13 protein-coding genes are annotated in these 15,868 nt (G+C 70.4%); 9 read left to right on the top strand and 4 right to left on the bottom strand.

Features of this window, described 5'->3' with window-relative positions; translation table 11 throughout:
• The first annotated feature begins 24 nt into the window (after positions 1 to 24).
• Positions 25 to 2,814, top strand: a complete 2,790-nt coding sequence (locus tag WDU99_RS10890) for an FtsK/SpoIIIE domain-containing protein (protein WP_337332487.1) — start codon at positions 25 to 27, stop codon at positions 2,812 to 2,814.
• Positions 2,815 to 2,840: 26 nt separating this feature from the next.
• On the opposite strand, the gene WDU99_RS10885 is transcribed toward WDU99_RS10890, so the two are convergent.
• Complete coding sequence (locus tag WDU99_RS10885; protein ID WP_337332486.1) at positions 2,841 to 3,836, bottom strand: asparaginase; 996 nt, start codon at positions 3,834 to 3,836, stop codon at positions 2,841 to 2,843.
• Positions 3,837 to 3,876: 40 nt separating this feature from the next.
• Between WDU99_RS10885 and WDU99_RS10880 the strand changes: the two genes are divergently transcribed.
• A complete protein-coding gene (locus WDU99_RS10880) occupies positions 3,877 to 4,350 on the top strand; it encodes an OsmC family protein (protein WP_337332485.1) in 474 nt (157 codons plus the stop codon).
• Between the two features lie 3 nt (positions 4,351 to 4,353).
• Here the strand turns inward: WDU99_RS10880 and WDU99_RS10875 are convergent, their stop codons facing one another.
• Positions 4,354 to 5,148: a lysophospholipid acyltransferase family protein gene (locus WDU99_RS10875; protein WP_337332484.1), complete on the bottom strand. Its 795-nt coding sequence runs from the start codon at positions 5,146 to 5,148 to the stop codon at positions 4,354 to 4,356.
• Positions 5,149 to 5,253: 105 nt separating this feature from the next.
• On the opposite strand from WDU99_RS10875, the gene WDU99_RS10870 reads away from it, so the two are divergent.
• Together WDU99_RS10870 and dxr are read left to right on the top strand one after the other, a co-directional pair.
• Positions 5,254 to 6,237: an FKBP-type peptidyl-prolyl cis-trans isomerase gene (locus WDU99_RS10870; protein WP_337332483.1), complete on the top strand. Its 984-nt coding sequence runs from the start codon at positions 5,254 to 5,256 to the stop codon at positions 6,235 to 6,237.
• A 35-nt stretch (positions 6,238 to 6,272) separates the two neighbouring features.
• A complete protein-coding gene (gene dxr / locus WDU99_RS10865; protein ID WP_337332482.1) occupies positions 6,273 to 7,355 on the top strand; it encodes a 1-deoxy-D-xylulose-5-phosphate reductoisomerase in 1,083 nt (360 codons plus the stop codon).
• A 9-nt stretch (positions 7,356 to 7,364) separates the two neighbouring features.
• On the opposite strand, the gene WDU99_RS10860 is transcribed toward dxr, so the two are convergent.
• Positions 7,365 to 8,996, bottom strand: a complete 1,632-nt coding sequence (locus WDU99_RS10860) for a Mur ligase family protein (protein ID WP_337332481.1) — start codon at positions 8,994 to 8,996, stop codon at positions 7,365 to 7,367.
• A gap of 96 nt (positions 8,997 to 9,092) precedes the next feature.
• On the opposite strand from WDU99_RS10860, the gene WDU99_RS10855 reads away from it, so the two are divergent.
• On the top strand, positions 9,093 to 10,409 hold the full coding sequence (locus WDU99_RS10855) for a M50 family metallopeptidase (protein ID WP_337332480.1): 1,317 nt from the start codon (positions 9,093 to 9,095) through the stop codon (positions 10,407 to 10,409).
• A 20-nt stretch (positions 10,410 to 10,429) separates the two neighbouring features.
• On the opposite strand, the gene WDU99_RS10850 is transcribed toward WDU99_RS10855, so the two are convergent.
• The gene (locus WDU99_RS10850; protein ID WP_337332479.1) at positions 10,430 to 12,310 is read right to left on the bottom strand and encodes a chorismate-binding protein; all 1,881 of its coding nucleotides are present in this window, start codon (positions 12,308 to 12,310) and stop codon (positions 10,430 to 10,432) included.
• 218 nt (positions 12,311 to 12,528) lie between these two features.
• Here WDU99_RS10850 and ispG point away from each other — a divergent pair, with 218 nt between their 5' ends.
• The 4 genes from ispG to WDU99_RS10830 all read left to right on the top strand — a co-directional run bounded on the left by ispG (position 12,529) and on the right by WDU99_RS10830 (position 15,861).
• On the top strand, positions 12,529 to 13,680 hold the full coding sequence (gene ispG / locus WDU99_RS10845) for a flavodoxin-dependent (E)-4-hydroxy-3-methylbut-2-enyl-diphosphate synthase (RefSeq protein WP_337332478.1): 1,152 nt from the start codon (positions 12,529 to 12,531) through the stop codon (positions 13,678 to 13,680).
• Positions 13,681 to 13,706: 26 nt separating this feature from the next.
• Positions 13,707 to 14,567 (top strand): alanyl-tRNA editing protein, encoded by an 861-nt coding sequence (locus WDU99_RS10840; protein WP_337332477.1) that lies wholly within the window; start codon positions 13,707 to 13,709, stop codon positions 14,565 to 14,567.
• 63 nt (positions 14,568 to 14,630) lie between these two features.
• Positions 14,631 to 15,137: a hypothetical protein gene (locus WDU99_RS10835; protein ID WP_337332476.1), complete on the top strand. Its 507-nt coding sequence runs from the start codon at positions 14,631 to 14,633 to the stop codon at positions 15,135 to 15,137.
• Between the two features lie 4 nt (positions 15,138 to 15,141).
• Entirely contained in the window at positions 15,142 to 15,861 is a 720-nt protein-coding gene (locus WDU99_RS10830) for an alpha/beta fold hydrolase (RefSeq protein WP_337332475.1), read from the top strand.
• The last annotated feature ends 7 nt before the right edge of the window (positions 15,862 to 15,868 follow it).

Below are 15,868 nucleotides of genomic sequence, written 5' to 3'. Positions count from 1 at the left end.
CTGCCATGCGCTCGAATGGAGCGCATGGATGCGACCACGATCGTTCTGCCCTCGGATCAGGGCGAGTCCCGCAGGCCGTCGCTCCCGCTGCTCGCGGCCACCGTGCCCCTGCTGGCGGGAGTGGTGCTCTGGCTGATCACCGACTCGGTCTTCGCGCTGTGCTTCGCAGCCCTCGGGCCGGTGATGCTGCTGGCGTCGTTCCTCGACGGACTGCGCACGCGGCGTCGGGATCGACGCCGGGTGCGTGTCGAGACGGATGCCGCGTGGCAGCGCGCCGAGGCGGAACTGGTGCGATTGCACCTGGAGGAGCACGAGGCCGCATGGCGGCAGGAACCGGACGTTGCGGGCTGCCTCGCGGAGCCGCCGCTGCGCGGGCACGATGGCATCGATGGTGACACCGCGATCGTGATCGGCAGGGGCGTCGTGCGCAGCCGCGTGCGCGCCACCGGCGGTGACGACGAGCGCTCGCGCGCGTTCCACGAGCGGGCGCAGAATCTGGACGACGCGCCGATCAGCGTGCCGATCGGCGGTGGGGTGTGCGTGCGCGCCGCAGAGCCGGTGGCCGCGGCGGTGATCCGTGCACTGGTCACGCAGCTGTGCCTGCGCTTCAGTCCCGCCCAGTTGGGGTTGATCGGCGGCGGGGTGGCGACGTGGGGGCTTGAGCGGTTCCCACACGCCGGTCGCCGGCGGACGGCTTTCCGTCTGCGGATCGGCGACGACGCTCGCGCCGACGCGGTCCGCGCTGACGCGGTGATCTGTGTCCGCCGGCCCGGTGAGGAGCCGCCGGACGGGATCACGACCGTGCTGGACTGCGGTGTGCCCGCCCGCGCGCGGGCGCGCACACCGCAGGGTGGCCTGCACCTGTCGGTCGAAGTACTGTCGGTGGGCCAGGCGCGCGCCATCGGCGCCGGAATCGCCGAGAAGGCGGATGCCGAGGACGCCGTCCCCGACAGGCTCGCGCTCAGTGACCTGCGGGTCTCGGGCGGTGATGGTCTCGATGCGGTGTTCGGCCGCGGGGAGCACGGCGATCTCGCGATGGACCTCGTCGAGGACGGACCGCACGCGATCGTGACCGGGATGACCGGCACGGGGAAGAGCGAGCTCTTGACGAGCTGGGTGGCGGGCATAGCCGCGGCGCACTCTCCCGAGCGGGTCGCGTTCGTCCTGGTCGATTTCAAGGGCGGTACGGCCTTCGATCCGCTGCGGGTACTGCCGCACGTGGTCGCCGTGGTCACTGATCTCGACGCCGAGGGCGCTCGACGCGGTGTGGGGAGCCTGACCGCGGAACTGCGACGTCGGGAGGCCGTGCTGGCACGGGCCGGGGCGCGCGACATCCGCGACTGCCCCGACCTCGCGCGGCTCGTCATCGTCGTCGACGAGTTCGCGGCGCTGCTGCAGGAGCATCCCGATCTGGGTGCAGTGTTCACCGATGTCGCGGCCCGGGGGCGTGCCCTGGGCATGCATCTGGTGCTGGGAACGCAGCGGGCGAGTGGAATCATCCGCGACGCGCTCGCGGCGAACTGCCCGCTGCGGCTGAGCCTGCGGGTCGCCGAGCGCGCGGACAGCCGCTTCGTGATCGGATCGGATGCTGCCGCCGAGCTTCCGGGCGGAGTGGAGTCTCGCGGTCTCGCGTACGTGCGCCGACCGCGGGACGGCGAGGCTCACGCGGTGCGGGTGGCGCTCACCGCGCCGGACGACCTCCACGCGACCGCTGCGCGGTGGCGCGGGCACCCCGCCCCGACCAGCCCGTGGCTGCCGCCCCTGCCGGTGTCGCTCCCGCTGCCGGGCGCGGGCGAACCCGAAGCGAACGCGCAGGGCGCGAGCACGCCCGGTCCGCTCGTGCTCGGCCTCGCGGATGAGCCCGAACACCAACGTCAGCCCTGGGTCACGCTGCCGAGCGGCACCGGCCTGGCGATCATCGGCGGGCCCGGTTCAGGGAAGAGCACGGCACTGCGCCTGATCACCGCGCAGCATCGGGAGGCCGTGGTGGTCCCCGCCGACCCCGAGGGGGCGTGGGATGTCGTGGCCGACCTCGCCGGCTCGGTCGGTGACCCGCACCGTGACATCGTGCTGTGCGACGACCTCGATCTGCTCGCGGGGGCCTTCCCACCCGACTACGCTCAGCTGTTCCTGAGCCGGTGGGAGCGCATCGTCCGTTCACCCGGCGGTGTCGTGATCACGATGTCGCGGGTATCGGGTCCCACGGGGCGTCTGATCGACGTCCTGCCGCAGCGGGCGCTGCTGCGCATGTCGAGCAAGGTCGAGCACATCGCCGCGGGCGGCGATGCGGTGACCTTCGATGCGGCGCGCCCGGCCGGGCGGGCGCGGATCGGCGAGCGCGAGGTGCAGTTGTGCCTGGCGTCGGATGCCACGGACGCGTCGTCCGCTCCACGCGCCCGAGACGGTGCCGCATTGCCGCCGCGATGGCGGCCGGACCGTGCACTCAGCGGGGTCGTCACGGGGCGCGCTGAGGACGCGGGGCGCGCGCTGGAGGGCATGCACCCTGGATGCCGCGTGCTGGGCGTGGGACAAGCCGCCGAGCGCACGCGGCTCGGCGAACTCCCCGGGCCGATCGAGCCGGACACGGCGGGGGAAGCCGTGATCGTCGTCGGTGATCCCGAGGAGTGGCGAGCCCAGTGGGCGCTGCTGCAGAGCGTGCGGATGAGCGGTGAGATGATCATCGCCGCCGAGCACGCGCCGGAGCTGCGTCAGCTGGTCGGCGTGCGCGAGCTGCCGCCGTTCGCGCTGTCACACGCCGACCGCGCCTGGTCGGTCACGGCGGGACGCCCACCTCGACGGGTGCTGCTGATGTGATGGCGCCGGTGTCGCGCGGTTCGAACTCAGAGCGTCGGGCTCAGCCGCACGGTGCCGACCGGCTCGCCACCACCGAGCACCGCGAGCGGCAGCGCCGCCGCCAGGGTCGACACGTCAGCATCCGTCAGCGCGCCGGCGCGGGCCAGCAGGTGCGCAGCCACCAGCGTCGCCGCCCGACCATTGCCGTCGAGCATCTTCAGGGCGACCGTTGCGCCGTTCGGAGCGACCATCACCATCACGCCTTCGGCGCCGCCCTTGGCGAAGACGCCGAGGGTCTCGATCGCGATGGTGTCGGGCTCGCCGGGGCCGGCGATCGTCCACGGGTTCTCGCGCACGGCGTGCACCATCGTTCCCGCCACGCGGTGCAGGGCGAACGGCGACCGCTCCGAGGCCGTGCCGATGCGATGGATGGCTCGCGCCAGGCCGGTCAGGGTGAGCGCGTGCACGGGCGCACCGCAGCCGTCCACCGACGTGTGCGCGACCTTCTCGCCGGCGAGGCGCTCGACGACCTCACGGATGTGCACCTGCAGCGGGTGGGTCGGGTCGAGGTAACCCTGGGTGGGCCATCCCGTGGCGACGCATGCGCGCAGCATCAGCGCGTGCTTGCCCGAGCAGTTCATCCGGATGCGCGAGGCGTCCGCATGGTCCCGCACCATGTCGCGGCGTGCCGTGGCGTCCGACGGCCACGCGGGAGGGCAGGCGAGGTCGTCCTCGGTGAGCGAGCCGTCGGCGAGCATCTCGCGCACGACGCCGACGTGACGGTCGGTGCCGCTGTGACTCGCCGTGCCCAGCGCGAGCTGCTCGCCGCCGAGCGCAGCGCCGGCCGTCACCGCGGCCACAGCCTGCAGCGGCTTCAGGCTCGAGCGGGGGAGGATCAGCGCTCCGGCATCGCCGTGTGCGGCGACCACCTCGCCCTCCGGCGACAGCACCACCGCGGCCCCGGCATGGCGGGACTCCACGAAGCCGCTGCGCTCCACGACGGCGAGTTCGACAGCATCACGGACAGTCAGGGTCTCCAGCACCAGACCAGCCTAACGCGGCGGCGCGTGGCAGACTGGCGGCATGCCACCTCTCGGAGAGCACCACTACGAGCTCACGACCACCTGGACGGGCAACAGGGGCACCGGTACCTCGGGCTATCGCGACTATGCGCGCGACGTGACCATCGAGGTGGACGGCAAACCCGTGCTGCTGGCATCGGCCGACCGGCCCTTCCGCGGCGACAGCAGCCGGTGGAACCCCGAGGACATGCTGATCGCGGCTCTTTCGGAATGTCACCTGCTGTCCTACCTGCACGCCTGCGTGACCGCGGGTGTCGTGGTCACCGAGTACCGCGACGTGGCCACCGGCGTGATGCGCGAGGACGGTCGGGGCGGCGGGGCGTTCGTCGAGGTCACGCTGCGCCCCGAGGTGACGGTCGCCGACGCCGCGATGATCGAGGCCGCGGAGAAGGCACACCATCAGGCGCACGAATGGTGCTTCATCGCCAATTCGGTGAACTTCCCGGTGCACCACCAGGCCGTCGTCACAGCCTGAGGCTCACCGCCGCTCGTGGGGGAGCGCCTGCTTGATCTTCTCGATCGGTGTGGCCGCCGGCGGCTCGTTGTACACGCCGGCCAGTTCCTGGCCGCTGAGCGCGTGGATCGCGGCCATGATCTCATCCGTCGCGAGCCGTCGCGCCCGGCCGCTGTTCGCCGCGCCGTGCCTGGAGAGATCGAGCGGCTTGCCGAAGCGCACCGTGACGCGCTCCTTCAGCGAGGGCATCTTCGCTCCGACCGGCATGACGCGATCCGTGCCGATCAGCCCCACCGGCACCACCGGGGCGCCGGTCTGCAGCGCCAGGAACGCGACACCGGTGCGCCCCTTGTACAGGCGACCGTCCGTCGAGCGCGTGCCTTCGGGGTACAGCGCCACCGCCAGGCCCTCCTCCAGCAGCTGGCGCTGCTGGTCGAGCGCGTCGAGTGCGGCCTGACCGGCACCGCGCCGTACCGGGATCGCGCCGACCGACGTGAAGAACTCCCGCGAGAGCGCGCCCTTGAAGCCCGTGCCCTCGAAGTAGCTCGACTTGGCGAGGAAGTGCACGGGGCGTGGGGCGGCCACCGGGATCGCCATCGAGTCGATGAACGACAGGTGGTTGCTCGCGAGGATCACTGCCCCACTGGGCGGCACGTTCTCACTGCCCTCGATGCGGGGGCGATAGATCATGCGGGCCAGGGGGCGGGCGATCATGCGGCCGACGGCGTACTTGAACCCGGCCCGCCGAGGCGAATGCGTCTCCTGCTCGTCCGAGGGCTCCGACTCTTCGGGGGACGGCGCCGCTTGCTCAGAAGTCATCAGAAGATCCTATCCAGCGACACATGCTGACGCCGGAATGGTTGCGCGGGGCGGGTGACGGGTGGTGGCATCGCACTCAGGGTTGACAAAGCCTGATGCGACACGATGGAGATCTCCGATCCCCAGCTTCGAGGTCTCATCGTGCGCCTGCGCCCCATCGCCTTCCTGTCCACCGTCGCCGTCTCGGCGCTGCTGCTTGCCGGCTGCGCCGGCGAGTCCGAGGCGGCGCCGACGGATGCACCGACATCGAATGCCGACGTGTGCGAGCAGGCGGCCGCGCCCGGCACCGTCTCCGACAGCGTTACCGTCGAGGGGGAGTTCGGCACGCCGTCCCAGGCCTCGTTCGAGCTGAAGCAGGAGGTCCCTGAACTGCAGCGCACGGTGATCTCAGAGGGCGATGGCGACCGCATCGCCGAGGGTGAGTACGTCACCTACGCGCTCAGCGCCTTCGACTCGAACAGCGGCGAGCGAGTCGGTGACGCCGGCTACGAAGACGCCGAGATGCTCCCGCAGGATGTGCTCAGCAATCCCACCCTCGCGCAGGTCATCGGCTGCGCGACCGTCGGCTCGCGTCTCGCGGTGGCCTTCCCCGCCCAGAACGGCGCCTCCAGCGAGATCTACATCGTCGACGTGCTCGACACCGTGCCCCCGGCCGCGTGGGGCGAGAAGCAGGACGCCGGCGAAGGCATGCCCAGCGTGAAGCTCGCCGAGAACGGTGAGCCCGACATCGCCATCCCCGGCGGCGACGCACCCGACGAGCTGAAGATCTCGGTGCTCAAGCAGGGCGACGGCATCGAGGTCGCCGACGGCGACACGACGCTGCTGCACTACTACGGCGTCGACTGGGAGACCGGCGAGAGCTTCGACTCCTCGTGGTCGAAGGGCGCGCCGATCGCCATCCCCGGCAACACCTACGTGCCCGGCTTCGTGCAGGCGCTCGCCGGCCAGAAGGTCGGCTCGCAGGTGCTTGTCGTCATCCCGCCGGCACTCGGCTACGGCGAGGATCCCGAGGCGCACGACCTCGGCGGCAAGACCCTCGTCTTCGTGATCGACATCCTCGCGACGCAGCACGCGCCCGCCGCCCAGTGAGAGGCGGACGCGGGTCCCCGGCATAGGCTGGGCACATGCGTCGCGTCATCGTCCTCGGTTCCACAGGCTCCATCGGCACCCAGGCGCTGGATGTGATCCGCGCTCATCCGAGACGCTTCGAACTGGTCGGACTCGCCGCGGGGACGAACTCCGAGCTCATGACGGCTCAGGCCGACGAGTTCCACGTCGAGCACACCGCGCTGGGAGCGGACGACGCCGAGCAGCTCGTGCGCGACGTGGAGGCCGACGTGGTCCTCAACGCCATCACGGGCTCGATCGGGCTCGGCTCCACGCTCGCCGCGCTGCAGGCCGGTCGCACGCTCGCGCTCGCCAACAAGGAATCACTCATCGTCGGAGGCGAGCTGGTGCGCTCGGCCGCCGCCGAGGGACAGATCGTCCCGGTCGACTCCGAGCACTCGGCGCTCGCCCAGGCGCTGCGCTCGGGGATGGCGGGCGAGGTGCGTCGGCTGATCGTCACCGCATCCGGTGGTCCTTTCCGGGGTCGCACGCGTGAGCAGCTCGCCGACGTCACCCCGGAGCAGGCGCTCGCGCACCCGACGTGGGACATGGGGCGGATGGTCACGACGAACTCCGCGACCCTGGTGAACAAGGGGCTCGAGGTCATCGAGGCGCACCTGCTGTTCGACGTCACGTACGACGACATCGAGGTGGTCGTGCACCCGCAGTCGATCGTGCACTCGATGGTGGAGTTCGTCGACGGGTCGACGATCGCCCAGGCTTCACCGCCCGACATGCGGCTGCCGATCTCGCTCGGACTGGACTGGCCGAACCGGGTCGGCGGTGTCGGCCGGCCGCTGGACTGGCGTGAGGCCACCAGCTGGACGTTCGAGCCGCTCGATGACACCGCGTTCCCGGCCGTCACGCTGGCGAAGTCCGTCGGCCGTGCCGGCAAGACGTTCCCGGCGGTCTACAACGCCGCCAACGAGCAGGCCGTGCACGCCTTCCACAACGGCCGGCTGACGTTCCTGGGCATCGTCGACACGATCGCGCGGGTGATCGACGCGCACGACGCGCCAGACGAGCTGACCATCGAGACGCTCGCCGAGGCCGAGCGGTGGGCCCGCGAGAAGGCGGATGCCCTCATCGCAGCCTGCTAGCGACTCGCGTCACTCCTCGTCGGGGTACGGCACGGGCCAGTGCGAATCGGGCACGGGCCATCCGGCGGCCTTCAGCGCGCGTCGCGCCAGCTCGCGTGCCGAGTACGGTGTGCGCACGCCGCGGATGTCGCGGTAGTCCTGGTGTCCCGGACCCGCCCACAGGATGGCATCCCCTTCGCCCACCATTCCGATGGCGGCGACGATCGCCTTCTCCGGCGGTGAGATCTCGTGGATCTCCTCGTGGGGTCGAGCCTGGCGCGCCCCCTCGAGCAGCGTCGCGCGGATCGACGCCGGGTCCTCGAAGCGGGGGTGGTGGTCGGTGATCACCAAGATGTCGCTGCCCAGGGCAGCGGTGCGTCCCATGTCGAGTCGCTTGGTGGCGTCACGGTCGCCGTCCGCGCCGAACAGCATCAGCACGCGGCCCGGCGTGACGCGCCGCACGGCGGCGAGTGTCTTCTCGAACGCGTCGGGCGTGTGCCCGAAGTCGACGTACACGGCCGGTCCCGACTCGCCGGACACGAACTGGGTTCGCCCTGGCAGGTGGGCGAGGATCTGTCCGTCGCGGGCGAGCGCGTCGGTGATGCGCTGCCAGTCGTAGCCGCCCTCGAGCAGCATCACGATCGCGAGCCCCGCGTTGGCCGCCATGTGCGGGCCGATCACCGGCACGAGCGTGGTCAGAGTGCGTTCCCCGGGCCCGCGGAGGGTGAAGACGGTGCCGCCCTGACGCTCGTCGTCGATGGTGACCACCCAGTCGGCCCGCTGCGCGGCATCCGGGTCTGCGGCGATCGCCGGCGCGCCGACGGTGACGACGGGAATGGTCGCGCGCTCCACGACCTGCGCGCCGGACGGCGAGTCGAGGCTGATCACACCGCGTCGTGCCCTCTCGGGAGTGAACAGCGGCAGCTTCGCCTCGAAGTACTCCGTCATGTCTGCGTAGTCGTCGAGGTGGTCGTGGGAGAGGTTCGTGAAGCCGGCGACGTCGAACACCAGGCCGTCGACGCGGTGGCGCGAGAGCGCCTGCGCGCTCACCTCGACCGCCACGGCCTCGACGTGACGCTCGCGCATCAGCGCGAGCAGGGCGTGCATCTCGGATGCCTCGGGCGTGGTCAACCGCGACACGATCACCTGACCGGCGATGTGCCGCTCGGCGGTCGACGACAGACCCGAGACGACTCCGAGCTGATCGAGGAGCCCCTGCAGCAGATGCGAGACGCTGGTCTTGCCGTTCGTGCCGGTCGTGCCCAGCAGCAGGGGGAGCGGATCGGATGCCTCGGCGCCGTACGCCCCCGTGCCGTACACCCATGCGCTGAGATCGCCGAGGACGGCCCGCGGGTTGTCGACGACGATGATCGGCAGACCGGCGGATGCCGCGATGTCAGCGCCCTCCGCATCGGTGATCACGGCCACAGCACCCTGCTCGGCGGCGGTCTGCGCGAATTCGGCGCCGTGCCGGTTCAGGCCCTTGATCGCAACGAAGGCCTCGCCGCTGCGCAGGTCGGCGGTGGCGAGCGTGATGCCGCTGAGATACACGTCGGCGACGTCTCCGCGCACGTCTCGGGCGAAGCGGTCGGCCAGCTCGGCCAGCGCGCGACGGGGTGGGTCGGCGGGGCGGAGCACGGGGGGCAGTGATGTGGTGGTCATATCGTCATCCATGATCTCACGCGGAGGCGCCTCCGCCCTGCCCTGGCGATCGCCCGGCACAGGTGATTCCTCAGCACGGGGCACTAGCGTGGTCGGGTGGAGATCCTGCTGTACCTGGGCGGCATCGTGTTCATGCTCATCGGACTGGGCGTGTCGATCGGGCTGCATGAGGTGGGCCACCTCGTGCCCGCCAAGCTGTTCGGCGTGCGTGTCGGACAGTACATGATCGGCTTCGGACCGAGAGTGTGGTCGAAGCGCTTCGGCGAGACCGAGTACGGGGTCAAGGCGCTGCCGTTGGGTGGCTTCATCTCGATGTCGGGCATGTACCCGCCGTCGCGGGACGCCGGCCCGGCGAAGGGACTGTTCGCCTCCCTCGTGCAGGACGCCCGCTCCGCGAACGACGAGACGATCGCGGAGGGCGCCGAGGAGCGCGTGTTCTACCGGCTGCCGGTCTGGAAGCGGATCATCGTCATGCTCGGCGGACCGCTGATGAACCTGGTGCTGGCGATCATCATCTTCACGGTGATGGCGTCGGGAATCGGGGTGCAGCAGCCGAGCACGACCGTCAGCGCTATCAGCGAGTGCATGCTGCCGGCCGGTGCCTCACAGCAGGAGTGCGGCGCCGATGATCCTGCCGCGCCCGCCGCAGAGGCGGGGTTCGAGCCGGGCGATGTGCTGGTGAGCATGGACGGCCGATCGGTGCAGACCTTCGCCGAGGCGTCCGAGATCATCCAGGCCTCCCCCGGGGAGCCCCTCGACGTCGTCGTCGACCGCGACGGCGAGCGGGTGGGTCTGACGCTGACCCCTGAACCGGCCGAGCGCGGCGCGGTCGATGCGAACGGACAGCCGGTCCTCGATGACGATGGCGAGCCGGTGACCCATACCGTCGGGTACGCGGGGATATATTCTCAGCTCGAGTACGTGCGTCAGCCGATCGGCACGGGGACGAACCTCGCGATGCAGCAGGCGGGGGCGGTGACAGAACTCATCGTCAACCTGCCGGTGAAGCTGTGGGACGTCGGTGTGTCGCTGTTCACCGACCAGGAGCGCGATCCGAACGGACCGCTGAGCGTCGTCGGCGTGGGACGCATCGCCGGTGAGGTGGCCGCCACCGACGCGCCCGTGCTGAACCGGCTCGTGGTGCTGATGAATCTGCTGGCGGCGCTCAACATCGCCCTCTTCGTCTTCAACATGGTGCCGCTGCTGCCACTCGACGGCGGACACATCGTGGTCGCGCTCTGGGACGGGCTCAAGCGCGCCTGGGCGAAACTGACCGGGCGCCCTGTGCCGAAGCCGGTCGATGCGACCCGGCTCGTTCCGCTGACGGTGGTCGTCGCGGTGCTGCTGATCGGCATGGGTGCGCTGCTGCTGCTCGCCGACATCTTCAAGCCGATGAACATCCTCGGCGGCTGACGCCTCGGCCCCAGCCGGAATCAGGCGAGCGCGTGCGCAGCCAGGCGCTCCAGTGTCGCGATGCCGTCGCGGGACAGGATCGATTCCAGGTGCCCTTGAATCGAGGCGAAGCGCGCGCCGCGCAGCGCGTAGACGTCGCCGCTTCTGGCATCCGCCGACACCTCCACGTCGCCGACGTGGGTGGTGCCGGGAGCGACGCGCGCGGTGAAGGTGTTGTAGAAGCCGATGGACGCGTCCTTGCCGAACACCGGAACGACCTTCTGCACGCCCTGGTAGGGGGCGTCCAGCGGCACCAGGTCGATGCCGAGGCCGTCGGCGAGGATCTGGTGACTCAGGCACACGGCCAGCAGCGGCGCGCCGGCATCCCGCCGCCGCGCGACCACCTGCTGCATGCGCGCGATGCGTGCCGACGATCCGTCGCGCGGGTCGCCGGGGCCGGGGCCGGCGACCACCAGGTCGGCGGCGTCGACCATCTCATCGCTCACGGCATCCCAGGCAACGATCGCCACCTCGAGGCCGAGGTGGCGCAGCTGGTGCGCCAGCATCGTGGTGAAGCGGTCCTCGGCATCCACGACGATCGCGCGGCGCCCCGTGAAGCGCTCGGCGGCGTGCGGGTCCTGAGGCTGGATCCAGAAGTCGGCCAGGCGCGTGTTGCGGGATGCCAGCAGCGCGGCGATCTCCGGGTCGGCGGGCAGACGGCCCTCACCGGGGGCGTCGTCGTCGCGCGCCTCGGCGGCATGGTCGCGCTCGATCGCGCCGATCGCGCCCAGCACGCCGGCGGCCTTGCCGTGCGTCTCGTTCACCTCGCCGATCGGATCGGAGTGGCGCACGAGCGTCGCGCCGACGGGCACGCGCAGGTGGCCATCCTCGACGTACACCGTGCGAATCAGGATGGGAGCGTCGAGGTCGTGCCCGCCCTCGTCGTTCGGGGTGAACAGTGCGGCGACGCCCGAGTAATACCCTCGCGGCGTGCGCTCGTGCCGGCGGATCACGGCACAGGCGTTCTGCATCGGCGATCCGGTGACGGTCGGGGCGAACATCGTCTCGCGCAGGATGTCGCGCGGATCGAGCCGGCTGCGCCCGCGGAGCATGTACTCCGTGTGGGTGAGCCGCGACATCTCCTTCAGATGCGGACCGGTGATGCGTCCGCCGTCCGAGCACACCTGGCTCATCATCTTCAGCTCTTCGTCGACGACCATGAACAGCTCCTCGGTCTCCTTCGCCGAGGTGAGGAACTCTGTCAGCGATTCGCGGGTGGCGCCGCCCGCGGGGTGGCGGAACGTGCCCGAGATGGGGTTCATGGTCACGATGCCGTCCCGCGCGACGACGTGCGCCTCGGGACTGGCGCCGACGGCGATCTGGCCTGGGGTGATGACCGCGAAGGTCCAGTACGCGCCGCGCTCGTGCTCGAGCAGCGCGCGGAACCAGGTGAGGGCGGCGACGCGGTCGTTCGCCTCGAAGCTCGCACGATAGTCGCGGCGGATGACGAAGTTCGCGCCCTCGCCGCGGCCGATCTCCTCGGCGATGACGCGCTCCACGACCTCGGCGTACTCTTCGTCGGAGATGTCGAATCCGCCGCCACGCAGCGCGATGGCATCCGTCGGCAGCGCCGCGGTGAGCGCATCGACCTCGAAACGCTCGTGCCCGTCGACGAGCAGGCAGCGCAGGGGAGTGCCGTCGTCCTGGGCGACGAAGCCGCGCTCGCGCACTTGGCGGTAGGGCACCATCGCGAACACCTCGCGGGGCCCATCGGGTCCGTCGAGCGGGATCTCTGCCAGGGCCTCGACGTCGACGACATCGCCGGTGAGCAGCTCGGCGCCGCCATCACGGGCGATGAGCACGAAAGAGGCGTCGGGGTCTGCGGCGAGATCCCGGATGCGAGCGGGCAGAGCAGAGGTCATCGATGGCTCCTGAGTTCGGGCATCCGGTGCGGGAAAGAGAAAGACCGCCCCGGAAGGCGGTCTGGTTCTGGGTTCGCGAACACACCGCCTAGCAGGCGGGCCACCAGCTGCGGGAGGTCGCGGACATGCGCTGAAGCTATCACATCCGCGCGCCGAGCCGTCGCTGCGTGACGGCAGGACTCGGCCATCGTCCAGCGCGGGCGTCGTAGGCTGGGGGAGTGCCCGCAGTGAATCTTGGGATGCCGCGCATCCCCGAAGTCCTCGCCCCTCGTCGCAAGTCCCGTCAGATCCGGGTCGGCAAGGTGCTCGTCGGCGGCGATGCCCCGGTGAGCGTGCAGTCGATGACCACGACGAAGACCACCGATATCAACGGCACCCTGCAGCAGATCGCCGAGCTGACGGCATCCGGCTGTGAGATCGTGCGTGTCGCCGTGCCCAGCCAGGACGACGCCGATGTGCTGCACATCATCGCGAAGAAGAGCCAGATCCCGGTGATCGCCGACATCCACTTCCAGCCGAAGTACGTCTTCCAGGCCATCGACGCCGGCTGCGGCGCGGTGCGCGTGAACCCGGGCAACATCCGCAAGTTCGACGACCAGGTCGGTGCGATCGCGAAGGCGGCGAAGGATGCCGGTGTGTCGCTGCGCATCGGCGTGAACGCGGGATCGCTCGACCCCCGACTGCTGCAGAAGTACGGCAAGGCGACCCCCGAGGCCCTCGTGGAGAGCGCCGTGTGGGAGGCCTCGCTGTTCGAGGAGCACGACTTCCACGACTTCAAGATCTCGGTCAAGCACAACGACCCGATCGTGATGGTGCAGGCCTACCGGCAGCTCGCCGAGCGGGGCGACTGGCCGCTGCACCTCGGCGTCACCGAGGCAGGCCCCGCGTTCCAAGGCACGATCAAGAGCGCCACGGCGTTCGGCATCCTGCTCGGCGAGGGCATCGGCGACACGATCCGCGTCTCGCTGTCGGCGCCGCCGGCCGAGGAGGTCAAGGTCGGGCACCAGATCCTGCAGTCGCTGAACCTGCGTGAGCGCAAGCTCGAGATCGTCTCCTGCCCGTCGTGCGGTCGTGCGCAGGTCGACGTGTACTCGCTCGCCGACGAGGTGACCGAGGGGCTGAAGGACATGACCGTGCCGCTGCGCGTCGCCGTGATGGGCTGCGTCGTGAACGGGCCAGGTGAGGCGCGCGAGGCCGACCTCGGCGTCGCATCGGGTAACGGCAAGGGTCAGATCTTCGTCAAGGGCGAGGTCATCAAGACTGTGCCCGAAGAGCACATCGTGCAGACGCTGATCGAAGAGGCGAACCGCATCGCAGACGAGATGGGCGTCGACGCGCCCACCGGGACGGCGCAGGTCGTCACGGGCTGACCGCACCGTCGCGTAGCGTGGACGACATGCAGTCGACCCGCGTCACGTTCCCCGACGGATCCACCACCGGCGAGGGCGAGGTGCTCCTCGTCGACCGCGACGCATCCGTCGTGGTGGTCGATGTCACGCCGTTCCACCCGGAGGATCACACCTGGCCTGACCAGCCCGGGGATGTCGGCAGTCTTGTGAGCGGCGACGTGCGTGCCACTGTGAGCGAGGCGGTGATGGCGGCGGTCAGCGACGAGGGCGTACTCGCTGTCGGCGGTGACATACCCGTGAAGCGCGGGGGAGAGGGCTGGACCTGGCTGGTCGGCCACCGCATCGAGGGTGGGATCCCCGAGCAGGTGGCTGTTGGCGCGCCGGTGACGTTGGAGGTGGATGCCGGCCGCCGGGCCGCCCTGAGTCGCGGCCACACGGCGTGCCACCTCGCGTCGCTGGCTCTGGACGCCGTGCTCGCCGATCTGTGGCGCAAGCAGATCGGCACCGATCCGCTGGGGAACCCCGACTTCGAGGGCCGGGCGAATCAGACCAGCCGCATCCACGCCGACGGCAGCGTCGACGAGTACCGTCTGGGCAAGAGCCTGCGCAAAGCCGGCTTCGACTCGGAAGGATTCGCGGCGTCGCTCGCTGAGCGCGAGGAGCGCATCAATGAGCAGCTTGCATCGTGGGTCGCCTCGGCGGCGGCGAGCTGCGTGGACGTCGAGGGGCCGCGCATCATCGATCGACGCTCGTGGCGCTGCGAGCTGCCCGAAGGGGAGGTCGGCTTCCTGTGCGGCGGCACGCACGTGCACTCGCTGGCGGAGTTCGCCTCGATCACCGTCTCGCTGGATCTGGGCGATCCGCAGCTGCTCGTGATGACGACGCGCGCCACGCCCGCGCTAGGCTGAACCGCACCGCGGCGGCCCGCCGTGTCATCAGCTCTTCACCGTCGATCGCAGACAGGAGCCCACATGTCGCTGCTCACTGATCGGGACGCGTCGTCGCCGGCGACGTCGCTGCCCGGAGTCGAGGTCGTCGCGCGTATCCGCCGACTGCTGGTCGTCGGGGTGATCGCAGCCCTTGGCTACTCGATGTTCATGCCGGCGAGCAAGGGATACTGCCCGGGAGGTGTGACCGCCGAAGGCTTCATCGACGCTGCCGGCGATCCGACCGATGTCGCGCCGAGCTGCGTGAGTCTCACGCTGCAGCCGAGCCCGCTGATCTTCGCGGCCATCGCGGTGATCGCGTTCTGGGCGCTGACGCGGGTGATGCGCCATGCCGCCGATGTTCCGTCCGCGATCCGCGTGATCGACCGGTCAGCCGCGGCGATCATCATCGTCGCCGTCGCATCGGTCGCGATCAGCCAGATCTGGTTCGCGCTGATTCCCATCACCGACTGGGATGGCACGGGCGCGTTCTTCTATCCATTCCCGTTCGGCTCGGTCGACATGGTGATCTCGTCGATGCAGACGCCCTGAACCGATGCGGTTGAACGCGATCGAGACCGGAACCGGTGATCGCGTGGTCGTGCTGTTGCACGGCATGATGGGGTCGGCGGAGAGCTGGTGGCGTGTCGCGCCCCTGCTCGTCGCCAACGGCTTCCGTGTGATCGCGCTCGATCTGCCCGGGCACGGGTGCTCTCCCCGCGATGAGCGCTGCACCGTGGCATCCGCCGCCGACGCCGTCGTCGCCACGCTCGCGGCATGCGCACCCGACGCCGCGGTGCACGGCATCGGTCATTCGTACGGCGGCACCGTGCTCGCCGCGGTCACCGAGCGGATGCCCATGGGGCAGGTCGTCTACGTCGACTCCGCCTGTGCGTTCGAGGGCGGCGCCGAGCAGCGCGCTCTCGCGGAGCAGTACGAGCACGACCGCCGCAATCGCAGGGACCCCGCCTGGCTGCTCAGCAGCCGCCCGTTCTACAGTGCGACGGATGCTGAGGTCGAGGCCCGCGCGGCCGAGCGCTTCGATCCCATGACGATGGCCTCGATCTCGGTCGGCGACGACGTCGCGCACGAGCCGGGGTCCGGATCGATCCTGGTGCGCGCCGAGCCGAGCGCCTTCGTCTCGGATTCCACGGCGGCCCGCCTGCGGGCAGCGGGAGTCGACGTGCGCGACATCCCCGGAGCCGCCCACACCATCTGGTACAGCCACTTCGAACAGTTCCGTGCCGCCCTGCCGGAGTTCTTCGGCAGCACCTGAATCGTAC

Source organism: Microbacterium bandirmense, assembly GCF_037204185.1.
GTDB lineage: Bacteria > Actinomycetota > Actinomycetes > Actinomycetales > Microbacteriaceae > Microbacterium > Microbacterium bandirmense.
This window is presented reverse-complemented; position numbering and strand designations above follow the sequence as displayed.

Excerpts from the sequence above, each read along its gene's own strand:
- WDU99_RS10835 (WP_337332476.1), top strand. The coding sequence starts at position 14,631 with ATGTCGCTGCTCACTGATCGGGACGCGTCGTCGCCGGCGACGTCGCTG.
- WDU99_RS10830 (WP_337332475.1), top strand. The coding sequence starts at position 15,142 with ATGCGGTTGAACGCGATCGAGACCGGAACCGGTGATCGCGTGGTCGTG.
- WDU99_RS10890 (WP_337332487.1), top strand. The coding sequence starts at position 25 with ATGGATGCGACCACGATCGTTCTGCCCTCGGATCAGGGCGAGTCCCGC.
- WDU99_RS10875 (WP_337332484.1), bottom strand. The coding sequence starts at position 5,148 with ATGACTTCTGAGCAAGCGGCGCCGTCCCCCGAAGAGTCGGAGCCCTCG.
- WDU99_RS10850 (WP_337332479.1), bottom strand. The coding sequence starts at position 12,310 with ATGACCTCTGCTCTGCCCGCTCGCATCCGGGATCTCGCCGCAGACCCC.
- WDU99_RS10840 (WP_337332477.1), top strand. The coding sequence starts at position 13,707 with ATGCAGTCGACCCGCGTCACGTTCCCCGACGGATCCACCACCGGCGAG.
- WDU99_RS10870 (WP_337332483.1), top strand. The coding sequence starts at position 5,254 with ATGGAGATCTCCGATCCCCAGCTTCGAGGTCTCATCGTGCGCCTGCGC.
- WDU99_RS10880 (WP_337332485.1), top strand. The coding sequence starts at position 3,877 with ATGCCACCTCTCGGAGAGCACCACTACGAGCTCACGACCACCTGGACG.
- dxr (WP_337332482.1), top strand. The coding sequence starts at position 6,273 with ATGCGTCGCGTCATCGTCCTCGGTTCCACAGGCTCCATCGGCACCCAG.
- WDU99_RS10860 (WP_337332481.1), bottom strand. The coding sequence starts at position 8,996 with ATGACCACCACATCACTGCCCCCCGTGCTCCGCCCCGCCGACCCACCC.